The organism is Nocardioides jishulii, assembly GCF_006007965.1.
GTDB classification, from domain to species: domain Bacteria; phylum Actinomycetota; class Actinomycetes; order Propionibacteriales; family Nocardioidaceae; genus Nocardioides; species Nocardioides jishulii.
Genome location: NZ_CP040748.1, coordinates 1,745,935 through 1,759,231 on the forward strand (window position 1 = coordinate 1,745,935; position 13,297 = coordinate 1,759,231).

The window sequence follows — 13,297 nt, forward strand, 5'->3', positions numbered from 1 at the left end:
AACGGGCTTCTGGAGCCCAACCTCCGTAGAGTAGAGGGGAGATGATCACAGTCCAACAGCTTGAGGTGCGCGCTGGTGCGCGACTCCTCATGGAAAACGTCAGCTTCCGTGTCGCAGCCGGGGACAAGGTCGGTCTCGTGGGCCGCAACGGTGCGGGCAAGACCACGATGACCAAGATCCTGGCCGGTGAGGCACTGCCGGCCGCGGGGGAGGTGCACCGGAGCGGCGAGATCGGCTACCTCCCGCAGGACCCGGCCATCGGTGACCCCGAGGTGCTCGCCCGCAACCGCATCCTCTCCGCGCGGGGTCTGGACGAGGTCTTCACGGCCATGCGCCAGGCCGAGGTCGACATGGCCAGCGACGACCCCAAGGTCCGCGACCGGGCGATGCGTCGTTACACCCGCGCCGACGCCGAGCTGCACGCCGGGGGTGGCTACGCCGCCGAGTCCGAGGCGGCCACCATCGCCGCCAGCCTGGGCATCGAGGAGCGCATCCTCGCCCAGCCGCTCAAGACCCTCAGCGGTGGCCAGCGCCGCCGCGTCGAGCTCGCGCGCATCCTCTTCTCCGGGGCCGAGACGCTCCTCCTCGACGAGCCGACCAACCACCTCGACGCCGACTCGATCGTCTGGTTGCGAGGCTTCCTCCAGCAGCACCGCGGCGGGCTGATCGTGATCAGCCACGACAATGACCTCCTCGAGGCCACCATCAACAAGGTGCTCCACCTCGACGCCAACCGGGCCACGATCGACGTCTACAACATGGGCTGGAAGGCCTACCTCACGCAGCGCGAGACCGACGAGCGACGCCGCAAGCGCGAGCGCGCCAACGCCGAGTCGAAGGCCAAGATGCTCACCGACCAGGCGAACCGGATGCGCGCCAAGGCGAGCAAGGCCACCGCTGCGCAGTCGATGCTCAAGCGCGCCGAGAAGATGGTCTCGGGGCTGGACGCCGAGCGCGCCCAGGACAAGGTCGCCCGGATCAAGTTCCCCGCGCCTGCCCCGTGCGGCAAGACGCCCCTCATGGCCGAGGGCCTGTCGAAGTCGTACGGCTCGCTCGAGGTCTTCACCGACGTCGACCTCGCGATCGACAAGGGTTCGCGCGTCGTCATCCTGGGCCTCAACGGCGCCGGCAAGACCACCATGATGCGCATCCTGGCGGGCGTCGACAAGGCCGACACGGGCACGATCATCCCCGGTCACGGCCTGAAGATCGGCTACTACGCCCAGGAGCACGAGACCCTCGACGGATCACGCACCGTGCTGCAGAACATGCAGTCGGCGGCGCCCCAGCTCACCGACACCGACGCGCGTTCGGTGCTGGGCTCGTTCCTCTTCTCCGGCGACGACGCCCACAAGCCCGCCTCCGTGCTGTCGGGCGGCGAGAAGACCCGTCTGGCTCTCGCCAGCCTGGTCGTCTCCAGCGCCAACGTGCTCCTGCTGGACGAGCCGACCAACAACCTCGACCCGGCCTCCCGCGAAGAGGTCCTGGCGGCCATCCGGACGTACGAGGGCGCCATCATCCTCATCACCCACGACGAGGGGGCGGTGCGGGCCCTGGAGCCTGACCGCGTCCTGCTGCTGCCCGACGGCGACGAGGACCTGTGGAACGACGAGTATGCCGACCTGGTCTCCCTGGCCTGATCCCAGACGCATGGCTACTTGTGAGTAGCCATGCGTTCTAGGATGCCCGCATGACTCCTGAGGAACTTGCTGCCGTCGGACTGCGCCTCGACGTGGACGGCGCCGTCGCGACCATCACCCTGGACCGTCCCGACGTGCGCAACGCGCAGACGCCCGGAATGTGGCGGGCCCTGGCCCGCGTCGGTCAGAGCCTGCCCGCCGACGTGCGCGTGGTCGTGGTCGAGGGCGAGGGGGAGCACTTCTCCAGCGGCCTCGACCGCAGCGTCCTGGACCCCCGCGGCGCTGCGGCCGGTGGGGAGTCGGTGCTCGCCCTCCTCGCGGGCAGCGACGAGACCATGGCCGACACGATCGGGGAGTACCAGGAGGGCTTCACGTTCCTGCGTGACCCGCGCTTCGTCAGCATCGCCAAGGTGCGTGGTTACGCCGTGGGCGCCGGCTTCCAGCTCGCCCTCTCCTGTGACTTCCGCCTGGTCGCGGACGACGCCAAGTTCTCGATGAAGGAGTCGGCCCTCGGCCTGGTGCCCGACCTCACGGGAACAAAGCCGCTGGTGGAAGCGGTTGGCTACAGCAGGGCCTTGGAGATCTGCGCGACCGCACGTGTGGTGGCCGCCGACGAGGCCGTGAGGATCGGGTTGGCGCTCTCCGCGCACCCGGCGGACGAGCTGGACGGGGCGGTGGAGACCTTGGCGACGACGCTGGTGGGAACGATGCCCGACGTCGTCGCCGAGACCAAGGCCCTCCTCCAGGGCGCGGAGCACCGGACCCTGGACGAACAACGTCAGTTGGAGCGGACGTCGCAGACGCGACGCTTCCGCGCCGTGGCAGCCGCGATGGGCGGCTGAGAGGAAGTGCCATGTCGATGATGGGTCCCGGCGGGGGATGGCCCGCGATGCGTCACATGAGGGCCGACCGGTCCGTCGTCGACACACACCTCGAGCGTCACACCCTGCGACGGGTGCTCAGCTTCGCCCGTCCGCACCGACGCCTCATCGCCTGGTTCCTGGGCCTCACCGTCGTCGACGCCGCCCTGGTCGTCGTGCCGCCGTTGCTGCTGCAGCGCATCATCGACGACGGCGTGGCCACCGGCGACACCTCGCTCGTGGCGTGGCTGGCGGGCGGAGTGGCAGCGGTGGCGCTCCTGGGCGCGTTCTTCACCGTGGTCAACGGGTGGTTCTCCAGCCGGATCGGTGAGGGCCTCATCTTCGACCTGCGTACCCAGGTCTTCGCCCACGTGCAGCGCCAGTCGCTCGCCTTCTTCACCCGTACCCAGACCGGCGCGCTCGTCAGCCGGCTCAACAACGACGTGATCGGCGCCCAGCGTGCCTTCACCTCGACGCTCCAAGGCACCGTCTCCAACGTCATCTCTGCCTTGGTCGTCGGCGTCACCATGCTCTTCCTGAGCTGGCAGGTCACCCTCCTGTGCCTCCTGCTCTTCCCCCTCCTGCTGGTGGCCTCGCGTCTGGTGGGCACCCGGCTCGCCGGGCTCGCGCGCACGCAGATGGACGGCAACGCCGACCTCGGCAACGCCATGACCGAGCGGTTCCAGGTGGGCGGAGCCATGCTGCTGAAGCTCTTCGGACGACGCGCGGAGGAGGACGCTCTCTACGCCTCCAAGGCGGCGGTGGTCCGGGACCTCGGCATCCAGATCTCCCTGCTGACCCGCTTCTTCATGGCGGCCATGAGCCTGGTCCCGGCGTTGGCGACCGCCCTGGTCTACGGCCTGGGTGGCGTGATGGCCATCCGGGGCGACCTCTCGGTCGGCACGGTGGTGGCCCTCGGCGTCCTCCTCACGCGCTTGCTCGGGCCGCTCCAGGCCCTCTCCAACGTGCGCATCGACGTGATGACCGCGCTGGTCTCCTTCGACCGAGTCTTCGAGATCCTCGACCTCCCCTCGCTGATCCAGGAGCGGCCGGACGCCGTCAAGCTGGCGCCCGGTCCTACGTCGTTGGAGTTCCGCGACGTCCACTTCGGCTACCCGCGCGCCGACGAGGTCTCCCTGGCCTCCTTGGAGGGGGTCGCGCGCAAGGAGAGCCGCGACTCCGGCGAGGTGCTCCACGGAGTCTCCTTCACGGCGGAGCCGGGGCAGATGATCGCGCTGGTCGGTCCGTCCGGCGCCGGCAAGTCGACGATGACGCACCTCGTGGCCCGGCTGTACGACGTCACCAGCGGCAGCGTGCTCGTCGGAGGGCACGACGTACGCGACGTCGACCTGGAGTCGCTCGAGTCGGTCGTGGGATACGTGACCCAGGACGCGCACATGTTCCACGACACCATCCGCGCCAACCTCCTCTACGCCCGCCCCGGCGCCTCCGAGGCCGACATCTGGGCTGCGCTGGAGGCGGGACACGTGGCGGGACTCGTACGCTCGCTCCCCGACGGCCTCGACACCGTCGTGGGTGACCGTGGCTACCGGCTCTCGGGAGGAGAGCGTCAACGCCTGGCGATTGCCCGGCTGCTGCTGAAGGCGCCCGCCGTGGTCGTCCTCGACGAGGCCACCGCCCACCTCGACAGCGAGTCCGAGCTGGCAGTGCAGCGGGCCCTGGACAGCGCCCTCGCCGGGCGTACGTCGCTGGTGATCGCCCACCGCCTGTCCACCGTGCGCGGCGCTGACCAGATCCTGGTCCTGGACCAGGGTCGGGTGGTCGAGCGCGGCACCCACGCCGAGCTGCTGGCGCGCGGTGGCCTGTACGCAGACCTCCACCGCACCCAGTTCTCGGACGGCGACGCGCGAGCGGAGTCGGTCACCACCCTGGGCTGAGCGGCCGGCAGCTGGGTTGAGCGCGTCGGCACCTCGAGCTGAGCGGACGTCCCCTGGGATAGGTTCGGCCCATGGACCTGCACGTCGCTGACCGTGTCTACCTGCTCACCGGCGCCAGCAAGGGGCTCGGGCGGGCGACCGCCGAGGCGCTCCTGGCCGACGGCGCCCGCGTCGTCGTCTCCGGCCGCGACGCCGAGGCCCTGTCCGCCTTCGCCTCGGCACACCCCGCGTCGCACGTGGAGACCATGGTGGCCGACAACGGTGACCCGGCGACGCCCCAGCTGCTCGTCGATCGTGCGCTCGAGCGGTGGGGACGCCTCGACGGGCTGCTGATCAGCGTCGGTGGGCCTCCGGCCGGCCGCGCCCACGAGATGAGCGACGACGCGTGGCGGGGGGCTTTCGAGTCCGTGTTCCTGGGCGCCGTACGCCTGGCCCGCACGGCCGCGGCCCAGCTCGGCGAGGGCGGCTCCATTGCTTTCGTGCTGTCGACGAGCGTGAAGGCGCCAGTGTCAGGACTCGGTATCTCCAACGGGTTGCGGCCCGGCCTGGCGGCGGTGGCCAAGGAGATGGCCGACGAGTTCGGCCCGCGGGGCATCCGGGTCAACACCCTGCTGCCGGGACGCATCGACACCGACCGGGTGCGCGAGCTCGACGCCGGTTCCGGCGACCCCGAGGCGACCAGGGCGGCGTGGGCGGAGCGGATCCCGCTGGGGCGCTACGGACGACCTGAGGAGTTCGGCGCGGTGGCTGCCTTCCTCCTCTCGCCCCGGGCGTCATTCCTGACCGGGATCGCCGTGCCCGTCGACGGCGGGCTGCTGCGCAGCATCTGACGCCTTGCGGCGGTCGCGCCACTCGTCGTACAGCAGGTAGAAGAAGCCGAAGATGGCCAGGCCACCGAAGAACCACCACTGGAGCCCGTAGAAGAAGTGCGGGCCTTCGTCCAGCTCCGGCTCGGCCGGGAGGGTGAGCGGTTCCTCCGCCTCGGGCGTCTCCTCCACGAGCTCGACGAAGCCGCCCAGGGTCTCGTGGTCGATGGCGTCGCCGATCTCCACGCTCGAGATGGCCCGCGTGCTCTGGTCCGTCACCTTCGTGGCGTCGCCGGTCGCATCGGCGCGCACCCGCCCGACGACCTCGACGGTGCCGCTCGGGGGCGCGGGGACGTCGGTCGGCACCTCGCCCCGGTTCTGCGTGGGCCACCAGCCACGGTCCACCAGGACGGTGGTGCCGTTCGCCAGCTCCAGGGGCACCACCACCTGGACGCCCGAACGCTGCTTGTTGGTCCGGTAGCGCACGTAGACGGTGTCCTCGACGTCGTACTGCCCGGTGGCCCTCACCGTGGTCCACTCGTCCTCGCTCGTCACCTGGCGTCCAGGAGCCAGGAGCTCCTCCACGGGGACCGGGTCCTTGGCCTCGTTGCGCTCGATGATCGCGTTGCGCTCCTTGCGGTCATCGAGACGACTGAACTGCCACTGCCCCAACTCCCACGCGAGCCAGGAGAGCAGGGCCACGACCACGAGGAAAAGTCCCCATCGTCGGCTGACGAGAAAGCCAAGACGGTGCACGTCACGAGGTTATCCGGCAGGGCCAACGCGCCCGTGGCGGGCCTATGCTGGATCCATGGGTGAACTGCGGGACCGGCACGGGCGCATCGCCACGGACCTGCGCGTCTCCCTGACCGATCGGTGCAACCTGCGGTGCACCTACTGCATGCCGGCGGAGGGCTTGGACTGGCTCCCCGCCGAGGAGCAGCTCACCGACGACGAGGTCGTGCGTCTGGTACGTCTGGGGGTGGAGCGTCTCGGCATCCGCGAGGTCCGATTCACCGGCGGCGAGCCGTTGTTGCGCCGTGGGCTCGTCGACATCGTGCGCCGGTGCGCAGAAGAGGTCGACGCCGAGTTCTCCCTGACCACCAACGGGCTGGGCCTGAAGCGTTCCGCGTCCGCCCTGGCGGCGGCCGGTCTGGGCCGCGTCAACGTCAGCCTCGACACCGTGCGTCCGGAGACCTTCACCCGACTGACCCTGCGCCACCGCCTCGATGACGTCGTGGCCGGTCTGGCGGCTGCCCACGAGGCGGGCATGCGCCCCGTCAAGGTCAACGCCGTGCTCCTGCGTGGCGTCAACGACCGGGAGGCGCCCGAGCTGCTCGCCTGGTGCCTGGAGCGCGGCTACGAGCTCCGCTTCATCGAGCAGATGCCGCTCGATGCCCAGCACGGCTGGCGGCGCAGTGAGATGGTCACGGCCGAGGAGATCCGCACCCTGCTGGCCGAGCACCACACCCTCACTCCGGTGGCCGAGCCGCGCGGCAGCGCCCCCGCCCAGCTCTACGACGTCGACGGGGGACCGGGGACGGTGGGCGTCATCGCGTCGGTGACGGAGTCCTTCTGCGGCGACTGCGACCGCGTACGCCTCACCGCCGACGGCCAGGTGCGCAACTGTCTCTTCAGCACCGACGAGTCGGACCTCCGCTCGGCGATGCGCGCAGGCGTCGGTGACGACGACCTGGTGGAGCGGTGGAAGGCGGCCGTGGCGGTGAAGCTGCCGGGCCACGGGATCGACGACCCCACCTTCCTCCAACCCCCGCGGCCCATGTCGGCCATCGGCGGTTGAGACACACCCCGGCTGGTCCTCACGTCACGGATGCGGCGTGACGTCCTTGAGGAAGTTGCGCGCGCGCAGGAAGTCACCCAGCGACTCCCGGTGATCGTCGCAGGCCAGCCACACCTTGCGCCGCTCCGGCGTGTGCACCTTCGGGTTGTTCCACGCGAGGGCGTGCGCCGCCGTCGCCGAGCAGCCCTTCGCGGAGCAGATGTCGTCCGTGGCACTCGGCCGGGGGACGGTGCCCTCGGGGGCGCTGTCGTCGGTGCTCACTCGAGGTCCTCGTGTCGTTCGGCAGGTTTCTCGCCCAGGCCGGGCGCCGTGGAAGGACCCTCCAGCTGGGGGTCCGTGATCAGGGGCCGCATCTCGTGCGCATCGTTGCGGAAGTCCGTGGCGTTGGCCATCACCACTGCGACGTAGGGCAGCAGCACGGCGCCGGCGATGAGCACCCAGCGCAGGATCCCCGGGCCCACGAGCACCGCGGCCGCGAAGCAGGCGACGCGGATCGACATGGAGATCAGGTAGCCGCGGACGCGGCCATCGATCTCTTCACTACGGTTCGCCCCGGCGGAGGTGATGCGGATCGCTTCACCGTCCCGGGCCCTGCGACGCGGCATGTGTCCAGCATACGTGGGGCTCGTCACGAGGCCTTTTTCGTGTACTGCGCGGTAATCATTACGGTCAGGACGCGTGACGTCACCCACCCCCACCCCGACCCCTCGATCCGTGCTCGTGACCGGCGGAAACCGCGGCATCGGCCGCGCCATCGCCGAGGCATTCCTGGCCCAGGGAGACCTGGTGGCCGTGACCAGCCGCAGCGGCGGCGGCCCCCAGGGTGCGCTGGACCTGAAGTGCGACGTCACCGACGCCGCCGCCGTCGACGCCGCCTTCACCGTCATCGAGGAGACCCACGGCCCCGTCGAGGTGCTGGTCGCCAACGCCGGCATCACCGCCGACACCCTGGTGCTGCGGATGAGCGAGGACGACTGGCACTCCGTCATCGACACCAACCTCACCGGCACCTTCCACCTGACCAAGCGGGCGGCCAAGGGCATGCTGCGCCTGCGTCGCGGCCGGATCGTGCTGATCTCCTCCGTGGTGGGCCTCCTCGGCTCGGCAGGACAGGTCAACTACGCCGCCTCCAAGGCCGGACTGGTCGGCATGGCCCGCTCCTTGGCTCGCGAGCTGGGCAGCCGCAGCATCACCACCAACGTGGTGGCCCCCGGATTCATCGACACCGACATGACGGCCGTGCTCACCGACGAGCAGAAGGCCACCATCAAGACCCAGGTGCCCCTGGGCCGCTACGGCGACGTCACCGAGGTCGCCAACGCCGTCACGTGGCTGGCGTCTCCGGGTGCCGCGTACGTCACCGGGGCCGTGATCCCGGTCGACGGCGGCCTGGGCATGGGTCACTGAGGCTGAGAGGCAGAACAATGGGAATTCTCGACGGCAAGACCATCCTGGTGGCCGGAGTCACCATGGACAGCTCCATCGGCTTCGCGACCGCCAAGGTGGCGCAGGAGCAGGGCGCGACGGTGCTCATCTCCAACTTCGGGAGGGCTCTCGGCATCACTCGACGCATCGCCAAGAGGCTTCCGAGCGAACCTCCGGTGCTCGAGCTCGACGTCACCGACGCCGACCACCTGGCCGGGCTCGCCGACCAGGTGCGCGAGCACGCCGACCACCTCGACGGCGTGGTGCACTCGATTGCCTACGGCAACCCCGCGACCCTGCTCGGAGGCAAGTTCCTCACCGGCCCGTGGGACGACGTCGCCCAGGCCGTCCAGGTGTCGGCCTACTCGCTCAAGTCGCTGGCGGTGGCCTGCCGTCCGCTGATGGGCGCCGGTGGCTCGATCGTCGGTCTCACGTTCGACGCCACGAGCGCCTGGCCCGCGTACGACTGGATGGGCGTGGCCAAGGCCGGTCTGGAGTCCACCTCGCGCTACCTCGCCCGCGACCTCGGCCCCGAGGGCATTCGATGCAACCTCGTCTCCGCGGGCCCCCTGAAGACTCTGGCCGCCAAGGCGATCCCGGGCTTCGAGGACATGGAGTCCACCTGGAAGGACCGTGCCCCGCTGGGGTGGGACGAGTCCGACCAGGAGCCCACCGCACGCGCCGTCGTGGCCCTGCTGTCGGACTTCTTCCCCGCCACCACCGGCGAGATCGTCCACGTCGACGGCGGCTACCACGCGATGGGCATGTGAGGCAGCCGCTGCCCGGCTCACCAGCCACTTGACCTCAGTGCGACAGTGATCTTGTGACCACTGCCCCTCGCCGCCTCGTCGTCATGCGCCACGCCAAGGCCGCAGCCGTGGCTGCCTCCGACCTCGAGCGTGGGCTGACCGAGCGGGGGCGAGCCGACGCCGCCGAGGCGGGCAGGTGGCTCCGCGAGCTGGGCGTCGTGCCGGACCACGCGCTGGTCTCCTCGGCCGTACGCACCCGCGAGACGTGGGAGGCGATGTCCACCGCCGCAGGGTGGGACGTCGCCCCCGACATCGACACCGGTCTCTACTCAGCCGGGCCCGAAGTCACCCTCGACCTCCTGCACGAGCTTCCGACGGACGCACGCCAGGTCATCGTGGTCGGGCACAACCCCACCGTCAGCCACGTCGCCCAGCTGCTGTCCGACGGCCTCGGGGACGACGCGGCGGCACGCGCCATGGCCCAGGGTCACCCGACGGGTGCGTGCGCCGTCTTCGACGTCACCGAGCCGTGGTCACGCCTGACGTTCGGCGACGGACGCCTCGTGGCCTTCCACGCCGGCAGCGACTGAGCGTCCCGGCACCGTCAGCGCGGCGGCCAGGTCAGCGCGGTGGCACCGTCAGGGCAGCGGGGGAGCGGGCGTGGTGAACCCCGCGTCCGCGTCGGCCTGCTCGATCTCCTCGCGGGTGATGCCCAGCAGGTAGATGATCGTGTCCAGGTAGGGCACGTTGACGGCCGTGTCCGCGGCGTCGCGCACCACCGGCTTGGCGTTGTAGGCAACCCCCAACCCCGCGGCGGCGAGCATGTCGAGGTCGTTGGCACCGTCACCGATCGCGATGACGGACTCCTGCGGCACGCCGAGCTCGCCTGCGAACTCGCGCAGCGCGGCGGCCTTGCCGGCGCGGTCCACGACGGCACCGACGATCCGGCCGGTCAGGACGCCGTCGACGACCTCCAGCTCGTTGGCCCGTGCGTAGTCGATGTCGAGGTCGGCGGCCAGTCGGTCGGTGATCTGGCTGAAGCCACCTGAGACGAGGGCGAAGCGGTAGCCGAGGCGGCGCAGGGTGCGGACGAGCGTACGGGCGCCGGGGTTGAGCTGGAGGTTCGCGTAGACGGCGTCGAGCGCGTCGGCCGAGAGCCCCTCCAGCAGGGAGACACGGTGGCGCAGGGACTGCTCGAAGTCGATCTCACCACGCATGGCCGCCTCGGTGACCCGCGCGACCTCGTCCTCGACACCGGCGTGGGCCGCCAGCATCTCGATGACCTCACCCTGGATGAGCGTGGAGTCGACGTCCATGACGATCAGACGCATGCCGTGGCGCATCAACCCAGCGGGCTGGACGGCGATGTCGACGCCCTGCGACGACGCCTCGGCCGCGAGGACCTGGCGCAGGACGTCGGGGGAGGCGCCCGAGACGTGCAGGTCGAGGGCGGTGACCGGATAGCGGGCCATCCGGACGATACGGTCGATGTTGGCGCCGGAGTCAGCGATCCGACCGGTGACGGCGGCCAGGGCAGACGCCTTGAGCGGAGCCCCGATCACGGTCACGTGGCTGCGCCCGGTGGCGCGGCCCTTGTTGTCGCCCTCGCCGCGGGAGACCTCCACCTGCATGTCGATGCTCGCGCCCAGCTCCTCGAGGTCGGCGCGGAGCTTCTTCCAGTCCCGGGGGCCGGTGACCAGGAGGCCCAGGACCAGCTGGCCGCGGAGCACGATCTGCTCCACGTCGAGCACCTGGACGCCGCAGAGGGCTAGGCGACGCAGGACGCTCGCAGTGACGCCCGGGCGGTCCTTGCCGGTGAGGGTGATCAGCAGCGTCTTGTCGTCATCTTCCATCGCAGTGCAGAGGGTACCCGCGCCATGCGGTCCGGGCGCGCACGGTTCATCGATCGGTCCCTTCCGGGGGCCAGGTCTCGGGGGAGCAGGCCGCCACCAACGCCGTACGCGCTGCCCGACCGAGGTCCTTGAGGGCCTCGGCGCGGCGTGCCACCTCGACCGCCGAGACCGCGCCCCCGTGGTCGGCGAGCGCCGCGTCGACGATCCACCACGCCTGGATGCCCCGCGCGGCCAGCGCTCGCATCGACTCCGGAACACCGGGGACCGCCTCGACGTCGGGGAGGTGGCGCAGGTTCATCGCGCGGTCGGCGGCGTCCGGGCTCCACGAGGCGACGTCGAGGTGCTCCAACGCGTCGAGGGTGGCCAACAGGGACGCACGCAGCCCGCGGTCCGCCTCGCCGACGTCCGGGACCTGCCGCCGGCGGGCCTCGTGGAGCGTCCAGGTGACGCCTGCGCCCACCTCGTCGGGCACGACCGCCAGCCCGACTTCCGTGACGATGACGGCCTCGCCGACGTCGGTGGCCGCCACGGTGAGATCCCGCGGACCGCCGATACCGAGGGGGTGTCCCTCCACGGGCAGGGCCAGGGACGCCGACGTCGCCCCACGGGACCGCCACAGGGCCAACAGGGGGACGAGGGAGGCGGCATCGAGCTCTGGGACCTCGGGCCCGTGGCTACGCACGGAATGGACGGGAACGCGCCGGGACAGGGCGTCCAGCACCTCGTCGGTGCTCGCCAGCCCGCGCAGCCAGGAGGTGCCCCACCAGGCGAGGACTGCGGAGACGGGCAGGTGTGCGCTCACTCATGGGAGCGTATCTCCGCCGGGTGCACCGGGGCTCGATAAGGTACCGGCCATGACGACAGTCCTGGAGTTTGCCGGAGTGACCGTCCGCCGCGGGGGCACCACCCTGCTCGACGACGTCACCTGGACCGTCGAGGAGGACGAGCGCTGGGTCGTCCTCGGGCCCAACGGAGCCGGCAAGACCACGCTCCTCCAGGTCGCGGCCGCTCAGATGCATCCCACCGAGGGCGTGGCCGGGATCCTCGACGAGGTGCTGGGCGCCGTCGACGTCTTCGAGCTGCGCACCCGGATCGGGCTCACGAGTGCGGCGCTGGCCGACCGCATCCCGCGTGACGAGCTCGTCGAGAACGTCGTCGTGTCGGCGTCGTACGGCGTGGTGGGGCGCTGGCGTGAGGCCTACGAGTCGCTCGACCACGACCGTGCCTCCGGGCTGCTGCACGAGGTGGGGGCCGCCCACCTCGCCGGTCGGACCTTCGGCACCCTCAGCGAGGGTGAGCGCAAGCGCGTCCAGATCGCCCGTGCGCTCATGGCCGACCCCGAGCTGCTGCTGCTCGACGAGCCCGCCGCCGGCCTCGACCTGGGAGGCCGCGAGGACCTCGTCTCGACTCTCTCCTCGATCGCCCTCGACGCCGACTCGCCCGCGACCGTGCTCGTCTCGCACCACGTGGAGGAGATCCCGCCCGGCTTCACCCACGCCCTCATGCTGCGCCAGGGCAAGGTCGTGGCCCAGGGGCCCCTGCACCGGGTGGTGACCCAGGAGGCGCTCTCGGAGACCTTCGGCATGCCGCTGGTGCTGACCGAGCAGGACGGGCGGTACGCCGCGCGTCGTCGCGCTCCCATGCGCGCCGCGCACTGAGGGTCGCGCACCGAGAGTGCGGACAAGGACGCCCGGGGTGAACCGGGCCCGGATAGGGTTCGACCATGGACTGGTTTCGAGATCACCTCTGGGAGACGTGGCTGGGTGTGGCGGTCGTCCTCGGCGTCCTCGAGATGTTCAGCCTTGACCTGATCCTGATCATGCTCGCCCTGGGTGCGCTCGTGGGGATGACCGCTGCCCTGCTCGGCGTGCCCGTCATCCTCCAGGTGCTCCTGGCCGCTGCGGCCGCCCTGGCCGCGCTGACCCTCGCTCGCCCCTCGATCGCCCGCCGTATGCACGGCGGCCCTGAGTTGTCGCTGGGCCACGGCAAGCTCGTGGGCCAGCGAGGCGTCGTCACCGAGGTGATCACCGCCGACAGCGCGGGACGCATCAAGCTCGCCGGTGAGATCTGGTCAGCCGTCCCGTTGGACGAGACCGTGACCATCGAGCCCGGTGAGCCCGTAGAAGTGATCGAGATCCGGGGCGCCACCGCGGTGGTCTACCCGATCGCCACCCCCGGATTCTGACCCACACCCACCAGAGACAGGAGAGGCCATTGCTGCCCTTCGTACTGCTCGGGCTGGTGCTCGTGTTCGTGATCGTCGTC

General features: G+C 70.7%; 15 protein-coding genes. 10 read left to right on the forward strand and 5 right to left on the reverse strand.

Translation table 11 applies throughout. From position 1 onward, the window contains the following. The first annotated feature begins 41 nt into the window (after window positions 1-41). The 4 genes from FCL41_RS08185 (at window position 42) to FCL41_RS08200 (ending at window position 5,228) form a co-directional block, all read left to right on the forward strand. Window positions 42-1,640: an ABC-F family ATP-binding cassette domain-containing protein gene (locus FCL41_RS08185; RefSeq protein WP_137065580.1), complete on the forward strand. Its 1,599-nt coding sequence runs from the start codon at window positions 42-44 to the stop codon at window positions 1,638-1,640. 50 nt (window positions 1,641-1,690) lie between these two features. Further along, a complete protein-coding gene (locus tag FCL41_RS08190; RefSeq protein ID WP_137065581.1) occupies window positions 1,691-2,482 on the forward strand; it encodes an enoyl-CoA hydratase/isomerase family protein in 792 nt (263 codons plus the stop codon). Between the two features lie 17 nt (window positions 2,483-2,499). Then, entirely contained in the window at window positions 2,500-4,398 is a 1,899-nt protein-coding gene (locus FCL41_RS08195; RefSeq protein WP_137066039.1) for an ABC transporter ATP-binding protein, read from the forward strand. 71 nt (window positions 4,399-4,469) lie between these two features. Then, complete coding sequence (locus FCL41_RS08200) at window positions 4,470-5,228, forward strand: SDR family oxidoreductase (protein ID WP_137065582.1); 759 nt, start codon at window positions 4,470-4,472, stop codon at window positions 5,226-5,228. On the opposite strand, the gene FCL41_RS08205 is transcribed toward FCL41_RS08200, so the two are convergent. Next, window positions 5,172-5,960 (reverse strand): SURF1 family cytochrome oxidase biogenesis protein, encoded by a 789-nt coding sequence (locus FCL41_RS08205; RefSeq protein WP_137065583.1) that lies wholly within the window; start codon window positions 5,958-5,960, stop codon window positions 5,172-5,174. The genes FCL41_RS08200 and FCL41_RS08205 overlap by 57 nt on opposite strands. 55 nt (window positions 5,961-6,015) lie before the next feature. Between FCL41_RS08205 and moaA the strand changes: the two genes are divergently transcribed. Continuing rightward, complete coding sequence (moaA, locus tag FCL41_RS08210; RefSeq protein ID WP_137065584.1) at window positions 6,016-7,005, forward strand: GTP 3',8-cyclase MoaA; 990 nt, start codon at window positions 6,016-6,018, stop codon at window positions 7,003-7,005. A 24-nt stretch (window positions 7,006-7,029) separates the two neighbouring features. Here moaA and FCL41_RS08215 read toward each other — a convergent pair whose 3' ends face one another. After that, on the reverse strand, window positions 7,030-7,266 hold the full coding sequence (locus FCL41_RS08215) for an acetone carboxylase (protein WP_170970224.1): 237 nt from the start codon (window positions 7,264-7,266) through the stop codon (window positions 7,030-7,032). Then, window positions 7,263-7,610: a DUF3099 domain-containing protein gene (locus FCL41_RS08220; RefSeq protein WP_137065585.1), complete on the reverse strand. Its 348-nt coding sequence runs from the start codon at window positions 7,608-7,610 to the stop codon at window positions 7,263-7,265. The genes FCL41_RS08215 and FCL41_RS08220 overlap by 4 nt, the downstream gene beginning before the upstream one ends. A 73-nt stretch (window positions 7,611-7,683) precedes the next feature. Here FCL41_RS08220 and fabG point away from each other — a divergent pair, with 73 nt between their 5' ends. From fabG to FCL41_RS08235, 3 genes are read left to right on the forward strand one after another with little or no spacing between them, the layout of a single operon-like run. Beyond that, window positions 7,684-8,412: a 3-oxoacyl-ACP reductase FabG gene (gene fabG, locus FCL41_RS08225; RefSeq protein ID WP_170970225.1), complete on the forward strand. Its 729-nt coding sequence runs from the start codon at window positions 7,684-7,686 to the stop codon at window positions 8,410-8,412. Between the two features lie 17 nt (window positions 8,413-8,429). Further along, window positions 8,430-9,200 carry an enoyl-ACP reductase FabI gene (gene fabI / locus FCL41_RS08230; protein WP_137065586.1) on the forward strand — a complete coding sequence of 257 codons (771 nt, stop codon included), beginning with the start codon at window positions 8,430-8,432 and terminating at the stop codon, window positions 9,198-9,200. Between the two features lie 53 nt (window positions 9,201-9,253). Further along, on the forward strand, window positions 9,254-9,769 hold the full coding sequence (locus FCL41_RS08235; protein WP_137065587.1) for a SixA phosphatase family protein: 516 nt from the start codon (window positions 9,254-9,256) through the stop codon (window positions 9,767-9,769). A gap of 48 nt (window positions 9,770-9,817) precedes the next feature. On the opposite strand, the gene serB is transcribed toward FCL41_RS08235, so the two are convergent. Both serB and FCL41_RS08245 read right to left on the reverse strand, forming a co-directional pair. Then, window positions 9,818-11,032 carry a phosphoserine phosphatase SerB gene (gene serB / locus FCL41_RS08240; RefSeq protein WP_137065588.1) on the reverse strand — a complete coding sequence of 405 codons (1,215 nt, stop codon included), beginning with the start codon at window positions 11,030-11,032 and terminating at the stop codon, window positions 9,818-9,820. 46 nt (window positions 11,033-11,078) lie between these two features. After that, entirely contained in the window at window positions 11,079-11,834 is a 756-nt protein-coding gene (locus tag FCL41_RS08245) for a hypothetical protein (RefSeq protein WP_137065589.1), read from the reverse strand. Between the two features lie 52 nt (window positions 11,835-11,886). Here FCL41_RS08245 and FCL41_RS08250 point away from each other — a divergent pair, with 52 nt between their 5' ends. Both FCL41_RS08250 and FCL41_RS08255 read left to right on the forward strand, forming a co-directional pair. Then, a complete protein-coding gene (locus FCL41_RS08250; protein WP_137065590.1) occupies window positions 11,887-12,690 on the forward strand; it encodes an ABC transporter ATP-binding protein in 804 nt (267 codons plus the stop codon). A 65-nt stretch (window positions 12,691-12,755) separates the two neighbouring features. Then, a complete protein-coding gene (locus FCL41_RS08255; protein ID WP_137065591.1) occupies window positions 12,756-13,217 on the forward strand; it encodes an NfeD family protein in 462 nt (153 codons plus the stop codon). The last annotated feature ends 80 nt before the right edge of the window (window positions 13,218-13,297 follow it).

Bases quoted from the DNA above. Each gene is read 5' to 3' on its own strand.
- FCL41_RS08185 (WP_137065580.1), top strand. From the start codon at position 42: ATGATCACAGTCCAACAGCTTGAGGTGCGCGCTGGTGCGCGACTCCTC.
- FCL41_RS08190 (WP_137065581.1), top strand. From the start codon at position 1,691: ATGACTCCTGAGGAACTTGCTGCCGTCGGACTGCGCCTCGACGTGGAC.
- FCL41_RS08195 (WP_137066039.1), top strand. From the start codon at position 2,500: ATGATGGGTCCCGGCGGGGGATGGCCCGCGATGCGTCACATGAGGGCC.
- FCL41_RS08200 (WP_137065582.1), top strand. From the start codon at position 4,470: ATGGACCTGCACGTCGCTGACCGTGTCTACCTGCTCACCGGCGCCAGC.
- moaA (WP_137065584.1), top strand. From the start codon at position 6,016: ATGGGTGAACTGCGGGACCGGCACGGGCGCATCGCCACGGACCTGCGC.
- FCL41_RS08220 (WP_137065585.1), bottom strand. From the start codon at position 7,610: ATGCCGCGTCGCAGGGCCCGGGACGGTGAAGCGATCCGCATCACCTCC.
- fabI (WP_137065586.1), top strand. From the start codon at position 8,430: ATGGGAATTCTCGACGGCAAGACCATCCTGGTGGCCGGAGTCACCATG.
- serB (WP_137065588.1), bottom strand. From the start codon at position 11,032: ATGGAAGATGACGACAAGACGCTGCTGATCACCCTCACCGGCAAGGAC.
- FCL41_RS08250 (WP_137065590.1), top strand. From the start codon at position 11,887: ATGACGACAGTCCTGGAGTTTGCCGGAGTGACCGTCCGCCGCGGGGGC.
- FCL41_RS08255 (WP_137065591.1), top strand. From the start codon at position 12,756: ATGGACTGGTTTCGAGATCACCTCTGGGAGACGTGGCTGGGTGTGGCG.